Origin of the sequence: Pseudomonas salmasensis, from assembly GCF_014268375.2 — a bacterium.
Lineage (GTDB): Bacteria > Pseudomonadota > Gammaproteobacteria > Pseudomonadales > Pseudomonadaceae > Aquipseudomonas > Aquipseudomonas salmasensis.
Window position 1 is genome coordinate 733,454 of record NZ_CP077083.1, and the last position, 13,648, is coordinate 747,101.

General features: G+C 61.0%; 11 protein-coding genes. 9 read left to right on the forward strand and 2 right to left on the reverse strand.

Features of this window, described 5'->3' with window-relative positions:
• Positions 1–3 precede the first annotated feature (3 nt).
• Together HU731_RS03030 and HU731_RS03035 are read right to left on the reverse strand one after the other, a co-directional pair.
• Complete coding sequence (locus HU731_RS03030; protein WP_225931585.1) at positions 4–1,224, reverse strand: S-type pyocin domain-containing protein; 1,221 nt, start codon at positions 1,222–1,224, stop codon at positions 4–6.
• Positions 1,221–1,601, reverse strand: a complete 381-nt coding sequence (locus HU731_RS03035; RefSeq protein ID WP_186608497.1) for a PAAR domain-containing protein — start codon at positions 1,599–1,601, stop codon at positions 1,221–1,223. Before HU731_RS03035 ends, HU731_RS03030 begins: the two co-directional genes overlap by 4 nt.
• Before the next feature lie 290 nt (positions 1,602–1,891).
• On the opposite strand from HU731_RS03035, the gene HU731_RS03040 reads away from it, so the two are divergent.
• From HU731_RS03040 to HU731_RS03080, 9 genes are all read left to right on the forward strand, one after another.
• Entirely contained in the window at positions 1,892–2,140 is a 249-nt protein-coding gene (locus HU731_RS03040) for a DUF6124 family protein (protein WP_098951657.1), read from the forward strand.
• Between the two features lie 409 nt (positions 2,141–2,549).
• Positions 2,550–3,860, forward strand: coding sequence for an ABC transporter substrate-binding protein (locus HU731_RS03045; protein ID WP_032892053.1), 1,311 nt, complete (start codon positions 2,550–2,552; stop codon positions 3,858–3,860).
• A 134-nt stretch (positions 3,861–3,994) separates the two neighbouring features.
• Positions 3,995–4,885, forward strand: coding sequence for a carbohydrate ABC transporter permease (locus HU731_RS03050; protein WP_186608496.1), 891 nt, complete (start codon positions 3,995–3,997; stop codon positions 4,883–4,885).
• Positions 4,886–4,895: 10 nt separating this feature from the next.
• Positions 4,896–5,726 (forward strand): carbohydrate ABC transporter permease, encoded by an 831-nt coding sequence (locus tag HU731_RS03055; protein ID WP_005788583.1) that lies wholly within the window; start codon positions 4,896–4,898, stop codon positions 5,724–5,726.
• A gap of 22 nt (positions 5,727–5,748) precedes the next feature.
• Positions 5,749–6,852 carry an ABC transporter ATP-binding protein gene (locus tag HU731_RS03060; protein WP_186608495.1) on the forward strand — a complete coding sequence of 368 codons (1,104 nt, stop codon included), beginning with the start codon at positions 5,749–5,751 and terminating at the stop codon, positions 6,850–6,852.
• Between the two features lie 18 nt (positions 6,853–6,870).
• On the forward strand, positions 6,871–8,352 hold the full coding sequence (locus tag HU731_RS03065) for a mannitol dehydrogenase family protein (RefSeq protein WP_186608494.1): 1,482 nt from the start codon (positions 6,871–6,873) through the stop codon (positions 8,350–8,352).
• Positions 8,353–8,466: 114 nt separating this feature from the next.
• On the forward strand, positions 8,467–9,948 hold the full coding sequence (xylB, locus tag HU731_RS03070; RefSeq protein ID WP_186608493.1) for a xylulokinase: 1,482 nt from the start codon (positions 8,467–8,469) through the stop codon (positions 9,946–9,948).
• A gap of 12 nt (positions 9,949–9,960) precedes the next feature.
• Complete coding sequence (locus tag HU731_RS03075) at positions 9,961–10,899, forward strand: carbohydrate kinase family protein (protein ID WP_186608492.1); 939 nt, start codon at positions 9,961–9,963, stop codon at positions 10,897–10,899.
• A 145-nt stretch (positions 10,900–11,044) separates the two neighbouring features.
• Positions 11,045–13,639: an autotransporter family protein gene (locus HU731_RS03080; protein ID WP_186608491.1), complete on the forward strand. Its 2,595-nt coding sequence runs from the start codon at positions 11,045–11,047 to the stop codon at positions 13,637–13,639.
• Positions 13,640–13,648 lie beyond the last annotated feature (9 nt).

Sequence of the window (13,648 nt, forward strand, 5' to 3'; positions counted from 1 at the left end):
TGCCTACTTCCGATCAATCTCATCAAGATGTGGAAAATTTTCCACCAAGTAATGCTCTAACGCCGCTTGGGAAGGCATGTGATCCAAGTGCATGCCTTCACGAGGCCATCCACTGAAAGCCCTATAGATGTCGACCTCCAACGGCCTGACCGCCGGCTTGGCAAACACCAAATACAACGGCGGCACACCCGAATCAGCCGGAAACGAAATGATCGTATCCTGCCAGGTGATGTTTTCTGCATCCCGCCCTGGATAGTGACTGATCGCCGAATCTTGCCCCACCGCAACCGGATGAACAAACACGTTATCCAAGCGTTCCGGTGTTCCGGGATACGGGCTCGGCACGCTGACAACCGGCCCATGGTTCGGCGTCCATGTGATGCTGATGCCATCCAGCACCGCCACCATCGCGCTTTTGTCCATATTCCACCGGGCTTGCGCAACGGGTACGCGGTCGGCGCCACTGCCAGGCTGGGTATGTAGGCCGTAAACACGCAGTTCACCGGACTCATCCTGGCGAAACTGGAAACGCACTCGCGTGCTGGCCAAACGCATCCCCTCCAACTGCTCCGGGGTGTACAGCGTTGAGTCACCGATATCCCGTGGCCAGAATGCCAGCAGCACGAGGTTGAGGGCGGAACTGGCGCCGGCCAAGCCACGTACAGCCCAGGCACCGAGGTCGCTGCCGAGTGTACCGGCTACCCTGCCGACGGCGCCCGTGGTACCGGTTGAGGCCATAAGGGCCGTGGTACCAAAGTTTTTGGCGTTTTCCGGGGCGGTGCCCGCGGCCGTAGAACCGGCTGGCACCGAAACGCAGGATTTGGCAAAAACGCAGGCATCAGCGGCACGATTCGACGCTGCGGGCGCGGCATAATTCGCAGGGGGCGAGGCGGATGCAGTCGGCCTCATTACAATCGGGGTGACACGTTGAGGCTGGGGACCGAACTCCTGAGATTTGGAACTCTGATTGGCAATCAACTCCGGCGGCGGATCGCATTTGCAGATGCACAGATCACCCTCCAGCGCCGCTTGTTTGCCGTTCCACTCTTCGTGCAAATGAGGGCCGGTAAGCGCGATGAAGCCTTCAGTGCCGCATGCCGGACAAGCGACCCGGTCACCCTCCCTCGAGATCATTTCGCCGTTGAAACTGGTGCCCTCACAACCGCTGGTTACCTTGCCACCCACCGTGGTGGTTGAACCGGTGGTGATGTTGTAGCGCCTCACATCTGACTCTCCACGCGATAACCAGCCTTTAGAAGACCAGGAATACCCTCGCCGTCCGCGTACTCCACCACCTGAGCCAGGTTTTGCAGGCTGCTCGTCACGGTGTCGCCGTTGTCGGTAGCGCTGCCGACAATAGCGATGGGCAGACCTTTGTAGGTGGCTGCGAAACCTGCTCCCGAGACAATTTCGCTCTCTTTGCCATCGGGGTAGCGCACTCGGTCGCCGACGCAAGCGATGCGCAAGTCATGGATCTCGAGGCTGGTGCTTGCAGTGATAATTTCTCCGCCCATACGTGTTCTCGAGCCGAGCGTCGCGTAGTCGTAGATGGCTTTGATTGGGCGAGTTGATGGTTGGCTTTCAGTATCGATGTCTTTCATGTTTCGTCCTTTTTATTATCCGCACAGGAGGGGCCCAAACAGAGTCGTGGCACTGATTTATGCAAAGGGGATGGCGCGCAAATGGCGCAAGAAAGATGGTGCTGGCAGGTGCAAAGCCGAACAACTGTCCGCTCGGCTAGGTATTGGGAAAAACAGAAACGTCTTACAAGCCTTTGAGGTTGCCCCTAGGACACTCCATCTCTAGTCTCCGTACACCGCTGCACACTCAGCGGTCGGGCGTCGCGGCCTGTATTTCTCCGGATTCTTTAATACATCTGCGGAGCTTGACCATGATCAAACCCACCTCAAATCCCCCAATCGATCCAGCACCCAGCGTGCTATTCACCGTTAAAGACGGCATCTGCACCCAAGACCTGCTGGTCAACCTCAGCGAATCCCTCGCCTCTGCCCACGCCCTCACCTGCGATTTCGCCTTTGAACTCGACGGCTCGCGACGAGAAGGTGCGCTGGGTATTGCACAGTTGATCGAGGTGTCTCGGTTGTTGGCTGAACGTGTACTGGCTGATATTGAGCGTTAAACACTGCGCTGATCGTTCCCGCGCTCCGCGTGGGCATGCATTCCGTGACGCTCTGCGTCACCGGGGACGCAGAGCGTCCCAAGCGGCGTTACCACGCAGAGCGTGGGAACGATCAAGCGTTAAGCACTGCACTGAGGATCGTTCCCGCGCTCCGCGTGGGCATGCATACCGTGACGCTCTGCGTCACCCGGGGACGCAGAGCGTCCCTAGCGGCGTTACCACGCGGAGCGTGGGAACGATCAGGTGGTCGACGAGTGCAAAAAAGTATCAGTGAGCGTGCTCCCAAGGATTTGTCACCGCCGCTTTTGAAGGCTGTAATCAACGCACACTCTTCCTGACTCCTGGTAGGAAGACACAACAACAATAACCGTCCTTCTGTAGCCCTCTGGGCGCGGAAATGGAGTGCGCGATGAAGTTCACAGCAAAAGCATTGCTTGCCTGTACCTGCATGACCCTCAGCGCCGTCAGCCTTGGCGCGCAAACCCTGACCATTGCCACCGTCAACAACAGCGACATGATCCGCATGCAGAAGCTCTCGAAAACCTTCGAGGCCGAGCATCCGGAGATCAAGTTGAACTGGGTGGTGCTCGAAGAAAACGTGCTGCGCCAACGCCTGACCACCGACATCGCCACCCAGGGCGGGCAGTTCGATGTGTTGACCATCGGCATGTACGAAGCCGCACTCTGGGGCGCCAAGGGGTGGCTGGAGCCGATGAAGGACTTGCCGGCGTCCTACGACCTCGACGATGTGTTCCCTTCGGTGCGTGACGGCTTGTCGGTCAAGGGCTCGTTGTACGCCCTGCCGTTCTACGCCGAAAGCTCGATCACCTATTACCGCACCGACCTGTTCAAGGACGCCGGGCTGAGCATGCCCGAGCACCCGACCTGGAGCCAGATCGGCGAATTCGCCGCCAAGCTCACCGACAAGTCCAAAGAGCAATACGGCCTGTGCCTGCGCGGCAAAGCCGGTTGGGGTGAGAACATGGCGCTGATCACCACCCTGGCCAACGGCTTCGGCGCGCGCTGGTTCGATGAGAAGTGGCAGCCAGAATTCAACGGCCCCGAGTGGAAGAACGCGCTGAACTTCTACGTCGACAACATGAAAAAATCCGGCCCGCCGGGTGCTTCCAGCAACGGCTTCAATGAAAACCTGGCGCTGTTCAACAGCGGCAAGTGCGCGATCTGGGTAGACGCCAGCGTGGCCGGCTCGTTTGTGACCGACAAGAGCCAGAGTAAGGTTGCAGACCATGTGGGCTTTACCTTCGCGCCCCATGAGAAAACCGATAAGGGCACCTCGTGGCTGTACTCCTGGAGCCTGGCGATCCCCACCAGTTCCAAGGCCAAGGACGCCGCCAAGGTGTTCACCAGTTGGGCCACCTCCAAAGAATACGGCCAGCTCGTGGCCAAGACCGATGGCATCGCCAACGTGCCGCCCGGTACGCGCCAATCCACCTACAGCGACGAGTACATGAAGGCCGCGCCGTTCGCCAAGGTGACGCTGGAATCGCTGAAAGTGGCCGACCCGACCAAGCCAACCGAGAAACCGGTGCCGTATATCGGTATCCAGTTGGTGACCATTCCTGAATTCCAGGCAATTGGTACCCAGGTGGGCAAGTTCTTCTCGGGGGCGTTGACCGGTCAGCAGACCGTCGATGCTGCATTGACCGCCGCGCAGAACACCACCGAGCGGGAAATGAAGCGGGCTGGTTACCCCAAGTAACCCCATAACCTGTAGGAGCGAGCTTGCTCGCGAAGGTATTCCAAGCGCATCGCGGTGTCGGATGTACCTTTTTCGCGAGCAAGCTCCCTCCTGCAGAGCTTTTGCGCACCTGTCTCTATCTGGCCTTGATTATCATGAATACACCCACCAAAAAACGCCTGGCCAACCCCGGCTGGTTTCTCGTCAGCCCCTCGGTGGCCTTGCTGCTGCTGTGGATGATCGTGCCGCTGGGCATGACCCTGTACTTTTCGCTGATCCGCTACAACCTGCTCTACCCCGGCGAAAACCAATTCGTGGGGCTGGAGAACTTCAGCTACTTCATCACCGATTCGGGCTTCCTGCCCGGCGCTACCAATACCCTGTTGCTGGTGGGCAGCGTGTTGCTGATCAGCGTGGTGTTCGGCGTGTTGATCAGTGCGCTGCTGGAGGCCAGTGAGTTCCTGGGGCGCGGCATCGTGCGGGTCATGCTGATCTCGCCGTTCTTCATCATGCCCACCGTGGGCGCGCTGATCTGGAAGAACCTGATTTTTCACCCGGTGTCGGGGATCCTCGCCGCCGTGTGGAAGTTCTTCGGTGCCGAGCCGGTGGACTGGCTGGCGCATTACCCGCTGCTGTCGATCATCATCATTGTGTCGTGGCAATGGCTGCCCTTCGCGATCCTGCTGCTGATGACCGCCATGCAGTCCCTGGACCAGGAGCAAAAGGAGGCCGCACGCCTGGACGGTGCCGGCGCCATTGCGATCTTCTGGCACCTGACCTTGCCCCACCTGGCCCGCCCGATTGCCGTGGTGGTGATGATCGAAACCATCTTCCTGCTCTCGGTGTTCGCCGAAATCTTCACCACCACCAACGGTGGTCCGGGCTACGCCTCCACCAACCTCGCCTACCTGATCTACAACCAGGCGCTGGTGCAGTTCGACGTGGGCATGGCCTCGGCTGGCGGCTTGATTGCCGTGGTCATCGCCAATATCGCGGCGATCATCCTCGTGCGGATGATCGGCAAAAACCTGACTGACAAGCCTTGAGGGCCGCGCCATGACGCTTCAACAATCCCGCCGCCTGCAAAGCCTGTTGCTCGGCACGTTGGCCTGGGCCATCGCGATCCTGATTTTCTTCCCGATCTTCTGGATGGTGCTGACCAGTTTCAAAACTGAAATCGACGCGTTCGCCACCCCACCGCAGTTCATCTTCACGCCGACGCTGGAGAACTACCTGCACATCAACGAGCGCAGCAACTACTTCGCCTATGCCTGGAATTCGGTAGTGATCTCGTTCAGCGCTACCGCCCTGTGCCTGCTGATTTCGGTGCCGGCCGCCTACTCCATGGCGTTCTACGAAACCCAGCGTACCAAGGGCACGCTGCTGTGGATGTTGTCCACCAAGATGCTGCCGCCGGTGGGCGTGCTGATGCCGATCTACCTGCTGGCCAAGAGCTTTGGCCTGTTGGACACGCGCATTGCGCTGATCATCATCTACACCCTGATCAACCTGCCGATTGTGGTGTGGATGGTGTACACCTACTTCAAAGATATCCCCAAGGACATCCTCGAAGCCGCCCGCCTGGACGGCGCCACCCTATGGCAGGAAATGGTCCGCGTGCTGCTGCCCATCGCCAAGGGTGGCCTGGCCTCCACGGTGTTGCTGTCGTTGATCCTGTGCTGGAACGAGGCGTTCTGGTCGCTGAACCTGACCTCCTCCAGCGCCGCGCCGTTGACCGCCTTGATCGCCTCTTACTCCAGCCCCGAAGGCTTGTTCTGGGCCAAGTTATCCGCCGTCTCGACCCTGGCCTGCGCGCCGATCCTGATTTTTGGCTGGATCAGCCAGAAGCAGTTGGTACGCGGTTTGTCCTTTGGCGCCGTCAAATAATAATTCGAAAAGGAGGCCCATCATGGCCAACCTGAAAATCAAGAATCTGCAAAAAGGCTTCGAAGGTTTTTCCATCATCAAGGGCATTGACCTGGAAGTGAACGACAAGGAATTCGTGGTATTTGTCGGCCCGTCAGGCTGTGGCAAATCCACTCTGCTGCGCCTGATCGCCGGCCTGGAAGAAGTCAGCGACGGCACCATCGAACTCGATGGCCGCGACATCACCGAAGTCACCCCGGCCAAGCGTGACCTGGCCATGGTGTTCCAGACCTACGCGCTGTACCCGCACATGAGCGTGCGCAAGAACATGTCGTTTGCCCTGGACCTGGCCGGCGTCGACAAGAAGCTGGTCGAGAGCAAAGTCAGCGAAGCGGCGCGTATCCTTGAGCTGGGGCCTTTGCTGGAGCGCAAGCCCAAGCAGCTCTCGGGTGGCCAGCGCCAGCGCGTGGCGATTGGCCGGGCGATTGTGCGCAACCCGAAGATCTTCCTGTTCGACGAACCGCTGTCCAACCTCGACGCTGCCCTGCGTGTGCAGATGCGCCTGGAGCTGGCGCGCCTGCATAAAGAACTGCAAGCGACCATGATCTACGTAACCCACGACCAGGTCGAAGCCATGACCCTGGCCGACAAGGTGGTGGTGCTCAACAGCGGGCGCATCGAACAGGTCGGCTCGCCGCTGGAGCTGTACCACCAGCCGGCCAACCTGTTCGTGGCGGGCTTTCTTGGCACGCCGAAGATGGGCTTCCTCAAGGGCCAGGTCACCCGCGTCGACGGCCAAGGCTGCGCGGTGCAACTGGACGCCGGCACCCTGATCAGCCTGCCGTTGAGCGGCGCCACCCTGAGCGTGGGCAGCGCGGTGACCCTGGGCATTCGTCCCGAGCATCTGGAAATGGCCACGCCGGGGCAAACCACCCTCACCGTCACCGCCGACGTCGGCGAGCGCCTGGGCAGCGACACCTTCTGCCACGTCATCACCCGCAACGGTGAACCGTTGACCATGCGTATCCGTGGCGACATGGCCAGCCAATACGGCGAGACGCTGCAGCTGCACCTGGACCCGGCGCACTGCCATCTGTTCGACACCGATGGCGTCGCCGTGGCCCGCCCACTGCGCGCTGCCGCCTGATTTCGTGAGTATTTCCCGATGAAATTGAATAAAGCCAACCTCACCCGACTGGCGCCCGAAGTGCAGGTGCCGACCTACGCGCTTGCCGATACCCGCCAGGGCATCGCGCACATTGGCGTCGGCGGTTTCCACCGTGCGCACCAGGCGTTTTACACCGATGCCCTGATGAACACCGGCGAAGGCCTGGACTGGAGCATCTGCGGCGTCGGCCTGCGCAGTGAAGACCGCAAGGCCCGCGATGACCTGGCCGGCCAGGATTACCTGTTCACCCTGTATGAGCTGGGCGACACCGACGACACGCAAGTGCGCGTGATCGGCTCGATCAGCGACATGCTGCTGGCCGAAGACGGCGCCCAGGCGCTGATCGATAAGCTCGCCAGCCCGCAGATCCGCATCGTCTCGCTGACCATCACCGAAGGCGGCTACTGCATCGATGACAGCAACGGCGAGTTCATGGCCCACCTGCCGCAGATCCAGCATGACCTGGCGCACCCGAGGGCACCGAAAACCGTGTTCGGCTTTATCTGCGCCGCCCTCACCCAGCGCCGCGCCGCCGGCACGCCAGCCTTTACGGTGATGTCCTGCGATAACCTGCCCCACAACGGCGCCGTCACCCGCAAGGCCCTGCTGGCCTTCGCCGCCTTGCATGACGCTGGGCTGCATGACTGGATCAAGGCCAACGTGAGCTTCCCGAATGCCATGGTTGACCGCATCACGCCAATGACCAGCACCGCCCACCGCCTGCAACTGCACGACCAGCACGGGATCGACGATGCCTGGCCGGTGGTGTGCGAACCGTTTGTGCAGTGGGTGCTGGAAGATAAATTCGTCAACGGTCGCCCGGCCTGGGAAAAGGTCGGCGTGCAGTTCACCGATGACGTCACGCCTTACGAAGAAATGAAGATCGGCCTGCTCAACGGCAGCCACCTGGCCCTCACGTACCTGGGGTTCCTCAAGGGCTACCGGTTCGTTCACGAGACCATGAACGACCCCGTGTTCGTGGCGTATATGCGCGCCTACATGGACCTGGATGTCACGCCGAACCTGGCACCGGTGCCCGGTATCGACCTGACCGAGTACAAGCAGACCCTGGTGGATCGTTTTTCCAACCAGGCGATTGCCGACCAGTTGGAGCGCGTGTGCTCCGACGGTTCATCGAAATTTCCCAAGTTCACCGTGCCGACCATCAACCGCCTGATTGCCGACGGGCGCGAGACTGAGCGTGCCGCCCTGGTGGTGGCGGCCTGGGCGCTGTACTTGAAAGGCGTGGATGAAAACGGCGCGCGCTACAGCATCCCGGACCCACGGGCAGCGTTCTGCCAGAACCTTGTGAGCGATGACGCGCTGATCAGCCAGCGGTTGCTGGGGGTGGAAGAGATTTTTGGCACGGCTATTCCCAAGTCGGCGGCGTTTGTGGCAGCGTTCGAGCGTTGCTATGCAAGCCTGCGCGACAAGGGCGTCACAGCCACGCTGCAAAACCTCCTGAACAAACTGGATTAAACATGTAGGAGCGGAGCTTGCCCGCGAAAATCCTTAACGATGACGCGCAACTCCAGTAAAAGCGCGGCGCCCATGGGATTTTCGCGAGCAAGCTCGCTCCTACAGGAGCCCCTCATGACCCAGCAAAACCTTTACCTCGGCATCGATTGCGGCACCCAGGGCACCAAGGCCATCGTCCTCGATGCGTCCAGCGGCAAGGTGCTGGGCCTGGGCGCGGCCGCGCACAGCTTGATCAGCGGCGCCAATGGCCGTCGTGAACAAAACACCCAGGAATGGCTGGACGCCTTCACCGCAGCCACCCACCGCGCCCTGCAACAGGCTGGCGTGGATGGCCAGGACATCCTCGGCATCGGCGTATCCGGCCAGCAACATGGCTTGGTGCTACTGGACGAACAAGGTGAAGTGTTGCGCCCGGCCAAGCTGTGGTGCGACACCGAAACCACGCCGGAGAACGACCGGCTGCTGCAGCATCTGGGTGGCGAACGCGGGTCCCTGGAGCGCCTGGGCGTGGCCATCGCACCGGGCTACACCGTGTCCAAGCTGCTCTGGACCCTTGAACAGCACCCCGACGTCTTCGCCCGCATTGCCCATATCCTGCTGCCCCACGACTACCTCAACTACTGGCTCACCGGCCGCGCCTGCGCCGAGTACGGCGATGCATCGGGCACCGGTTACTTCAACGTGCGCCGCCGCGAATGGGATATGGCGTTGCTCCAGCACATCGACCCCAGCGGCCGCCTGCAAGCCGCGTTGCCGACACTGATCGAAGCGGACCAAGCGGTGGGCACGATCCTGCCGGCCATTGCCGAACGCCTGGGCATCAACCCCAACGCCGTGGTGTCCAGTGGCGGCGGCGACAATATGATGGGCGCCATTGGCACCGGTAATATCGCCCCCGGCGTGATCACCATGAGCCTCGGTTCATCGGGCACCGTGTATGCCTTTGCCGACCAGCCGAACGTCAGCCCCCAGGCCTCGGTGGCGACCTTCTGCTCCTCCAGCGGCGGTTGGCTGCCACTGATCTGCACCATGAACCTGACCAACGCCACCGGGGTGATTCGCGAGCTGCTCGAACTGGACCTCGACGCCTTCAACGCCCTGGTCGAACACGCGCCGATCGGCGCCGATGGGGTGAGCATGCTGCCGTTTCTCAACGGCGAACGCGTGCCCGCCCTGCCCCACGCCACCGGCAGCCTGCAGGGCCTGACGATGACGAACTTGACCCGTGCCAACCTGTGCCGCGCGGTGGTCGAAGGCACCACCTTCGGCCTGCGTTATGGCCTCGACCTGCTGCGCCAGACCGGCCTGCAAAGCCAGAGCATCCGCCTGATCGGTGGCGGCTCGAAAAGCCCGCTGTGGCGGCAGATGGTCGCCGATATCATGCACACCGAAGTGGTGTGTACCGAACAGAGCGAGGCCGCCGCCTTGGGCGCGGCCATCCAGGCAGCGTGGTGCCAGAGCGGCGAATCGCTGGCCAGCCTGTGCGACAAATGCGTGAGCATCGACCCGGCCAGCCGCACTTTACCCGTGGCCGCCAATGTCAGCGCCTATCAACAAGCGTATGAGCGTTATCAACAGCACGTGGCAACCCTTTAAGAGCGAGCGACTATGTATCTGGTGTGTGGTGAAGCGCTGTTTGATTTTTTCAGCGAGGAGGATGCCAGCGGGCAGGCCGCCAAGCTCAACTACAAGGCGATTGCCGGTGGCTCGCCGTTCAACGTGGCGGTGGGTTTGCGCCGCCTGGGGATCGAGTCCGGGTTCTTTACCGGCCTGTCCACCGATTACCTCGGACGGCGCTTGCAGCAGGTACTGAAAGACGAAGGCATCAGCGAGCGCTTTCTGGTGGGGTTCGACGCGCCGACCACCCTGGCGATGGTCGCCGTGGGTGCCAACGGCTCGCCGCAGTACAGTTTTCGCGGCGAAGGCTGCGCCGACCGGCAATTGCAACTGACCCACTTGCCACCTTTGGGCGACGAGATTCGCGGGCTGCATGTGGGCTCGTTTTCACTGGTGGTACAACCCATTGGTGACACGCTGCTCAGCCTGGTCAAGCGTGAAAGCGGCAAGCGCTTGATCAGCCTCGACCCCAACGTACGCCTTAACCCGCAGCCCGATATTCACCTGTGGCGCGCACGCGTCGCAGAGCTGGTGCAACACGCCGACCTGATCAAGGTCAGCGACGAAGACCTGCACCTGCTCTACCCCGACCTGTCACCGGAAAGCGTGCTGCAAGGCTGGCTGCAACACCGTTGCCAATTGGTGTTCCTCACCCGTGGCGGCGACGGTGCGTCGGTATTCAGCCGCCAGCATGGCACCTGGTCGCAACCTGCGGTCAAGGTGGTGATGGCCGATACGGTGGGCGCTGGCGATACCTTCCAGGCGGCGCTGATTGCGTGGCTGACGGAACAGCAGTTGGACTCGGTTGACGGGCTGCAAAACCTTAGCCGCGAGCAGATCGACGCCATGCTGGCCTTCGCGATTCGTGCCGCCGCACTGACCTGCGGCAAGACCGGCCCAGACCTGCCCTATCGTCACCAATTGGGTTGAGCTGAGCGGCTAAAATCTCAAAGTGCCATCACGCAGGCCACGTATTCCTTGGCCTGCGTGGCATGTACCAAAAAATTGCACTACTGAAAAACTGTGCTAAACCCAAAAACAGGAGCAGTTATTACAACAAACCTAGGACACCCCCATGCAAAAGCCCAGTGGTTTCTCGACCCGGGCCGTTTTAGCTGTCGGCCTCATCTCATTGCAGTACATGACCCCTCAACCCTCCCACGCCGCCTGCGTTCTCACCCCGGGAACCGGTAACGATACCTATACGTGCGACAACGGCAGCAGTCCCGGCTTGACCGATCTTTCCGGGGATAACAGCCTGACGCTCTCCACAGGCGGCACCATCAATGGCAACGTCACCTTTGGTCCTGGAATGGATACGGTGGACATCCGCGGCGGCGTGGTCTCCGCAATTGTGCAGCAAGGCGCCGGTGTCGACCGTTTCAATATGGAGGATGGGCTGATCGACGCCCTGTTCCAAGGCGATGGCCTCGACATCTTCTACATGACGGGCGGCAGAATCATTGGCGCCTTTGAAGACGGCGACTTGGCCTACCAGAGCGGTGGCACCATTGGCCGGGTCAATATGAAGCTGGACAAGAACTTCTATGAAATGACCGGGGGGATCATTGAAGGCAACCTGGTCACAGGTTTTGATATCGACACAATCCGCATTTTAAAAGGTTTCATCGGTGGCAACATCAGCACCAGCGGCGGCGATGACAACATCACCGTCAGCGGTGGCGTGATCAATGGCGAGATTCGCGCCAGTGTCGGCAACGATACGTTCCAATGGCTAGGTGGCGGCCAGATCAACTCGGCGGTATTGATGGGTGATGGTGACGACACCGCCCTGCTGCAAGGCTTGAGTGAAAGCACGCTGACCCACACGCCCTCTATCGATGGTGGCCTGGGCAACGATCAACTGACCTTCGACGCCACCACCTCCAGCACCGCTGCACGCTACATTGGCTGGGAGACGGTCAACCTCACCAACAACTCGCGCCTGGACCTGGCCGGGGAGTTTTTCGTGGGCGACAGTGGCACTGGCAAAGGCGCAATCAACATCGACAGCAGCAGTAAACTGGTCGTGGTCAACGGCAGCATCCTCCCCTACACCGCCGGCCAACTGGCGACGCTCAATAACGCCGGGACTGTCGACATGACCGCTGACAACAGCGCGACCAGTGTGTTGACGGTGCATGGCAACTACGTGGGCAACAACGGCCAGTTGCATCTGCACACCGTACTCGGCGATGAAAACTCAGCCACCGACAAACTGGTGGTATCGGACGGCAGTATCAGCGGTCACACGCAATTGGCCGTCAGCAACCTTGGCGGTGTCGGTGGGCTTACCCGCAATGACGGAATCGAGGTGGTCCAGGCGCTTAACGGTGCGGTCAGCAGCCCCGATGCGTTCGCTTTGAATCACCCGGTATCCGCTGGGGCCTTTCAATACTTTCTATTCCACGGCGGCACCGTCGCTGGCACGGAACACAACTGGTACCTGCGATCCTCAGTGGTCGCGGTGCAACCGCCAGCCGTGGTGACGCCGACGCCGCCGGTGACGCCCGCTGTGCCCGTAGCGCCCATTCCGGCAAATCCGCCAGTAGTCGACCCGGACGAGCCGCCTGTCGAACCCCCGACCGCGCAACCGGTAGCACCGGTCGAGCCCCCTGCGCCAGCACCCAACCAGGTTGCGGCGGCCCACTCACCGCAGTCCGCGGCGAGCAACCCGCCGTTGCCAACCGCTATCGCCGGTGCCGAGCCGATTCCGTTGTATCGCCCGGAAGTGCCGATCTATTCAGTGGACATTCCCGCTGCGCAGATCATGACGCTGCAAGCCTTAGGTACCTTCCATGAACGCCAGGGCGAGCAAAGCCTGCTGACCGAGACAGGCGCAGTGCCGGCAGGCTGGGGCCGGGCCTATGGCAGTGATTTCAACAAGAGTTGGTCGGGCACGGTAGCGCCCAGTTTTGACGGCACGGTCAAAGGCTTTCAGGTGGGTCATGACCTGTACGCGGCCGAAACCAGCGGCGGGCAGACGCAGCGCTTTGGCCTGTTTATCGGCCAAAGCCGCCTGCGCGGCGACGTCAAAGGGTTTGCGCTGGGCTGGCAGAACCATCGTGCCGGACGGGTCAAACTCGACGGTGACAACGTTGGCGCCTATTGGACCCTCACAGATCCCACCGGCTGGTACGTCGACCTGGTTGCCATGGGCACGCGCCTGGAGGGCAACAACAAGTCCGACCGAGGGCTGAAGATGGACACCAAGGGCCATGCCCTGGCGTTATCCGCCGAGGCCGGCTACCCGCTCACACTGTCGGAGCATTGGGTCGTGGAGCCACAGGCGCAGGTTATTGGCCAGAAGATCGACCTGGATAGCCAGCACGATGGTATTTCCAAGGTCTCCTTCGACTCTCAGGAGTACTGGACCGGCCGCCTCGGCGCACGCCTGAAGGGCCGCTATCTGGTCAGCAACATGCCGGTGGAGCCGTACCTGCGGGCCAATGTCTGGCACACCTTCGGCGGTAGGGACACGGTGACGTTCGACGATGTAGACCGCATCAAGAGCGATCACAAGGCCTCCACGATCGATTTTGGCGCAGGCGTCGTGGCTCAATTGTCGTCCGCGTTCAGCGTGTATATGGAGGGCAAGTATGGAACCCAGTTGGACGCCAATGACTTTGAAGGTATCAGCGGCACTGTCGGCCTGAGAGCGCGCTGGTAAAGCTGAAGG

What these genes read in the sequence shown, in the direction of transcription:
- HU731_RS03035 (WP_186608497.1), bottom strand. Translation starts at nt 1,601, where the DNA reads ATGAAAGACATCGATACTGAAAGCCAACCATCAACTCGCCCAATCAAA.
- HU731_RS03040 (WP_098951657.1), top strand. Translation starts at nt 1,892, where the DNA reads ATGATCAAACCCACCTCAAATCCCCCAATCGATCCAGCACCCAGCGTG.
- HU731_RS03045 (WP_032892053.1), top strand. Translation starts at nt 2,550, where the DNA reads ATGAAGTTCACAGCAAAAGCATTGCTTGCCTGTACCTGCATGACCCTC.
- HU731_RS03050 (WP_186608496.1), top strand. Translation starts at nt 3,995, where the DNA reads ATGAATACACCCACCAAAAAACGCCTGGCCAACCCCGGCTGGTTTCTC.
- HU731_RS03055 (WP_005788583.1), top strand. Translation starts at nt 4,896, where the DNA reads ATGACGCTTCAACAATCCCGCCGCCTGCAAAGCCTGTTGCTCGGCACG.
- HU731_RS03060 (WP_186608495.1), top strand. Translation starts at nt 5,749, where the DNA reads ATGGCCAACCTGAAAATCAAGAATCTGCAAAAAGGCTTCGAAGGTTTT.
- HU731_RS03065 (WP_186608494.1), top strand. Translation starts at nt 6,871, where the DNA reads ATGAAATTGAATAAAGCCAACCTCACCCGACTGGCGCCCGAAGTGCAG.
- xylB (WP_186608493.1), top strand. Translation starts at nt 8,467, where the DNA reads ATGACCCAGCAAAACCTTTACCTCGGCATCGATTGCGGCACCCAGGGC.
- HU731_RS03075 (WP_186608492.1), top strand. Translation starts at nt 9,961, where the DNA reads ATGTATCTGGTGTGTGGTGAAGCGCTGTTTGATTTTTTCAGCGAGGAG.
- HU731_RS03080 (WP_186608491.1), top strand. Translation starts at nt 11,045, where the DNA reads ATGCAAAAGCCCAGTGGTTTCTCGACCCGGGCCGTTTTAGCTGTCGGC.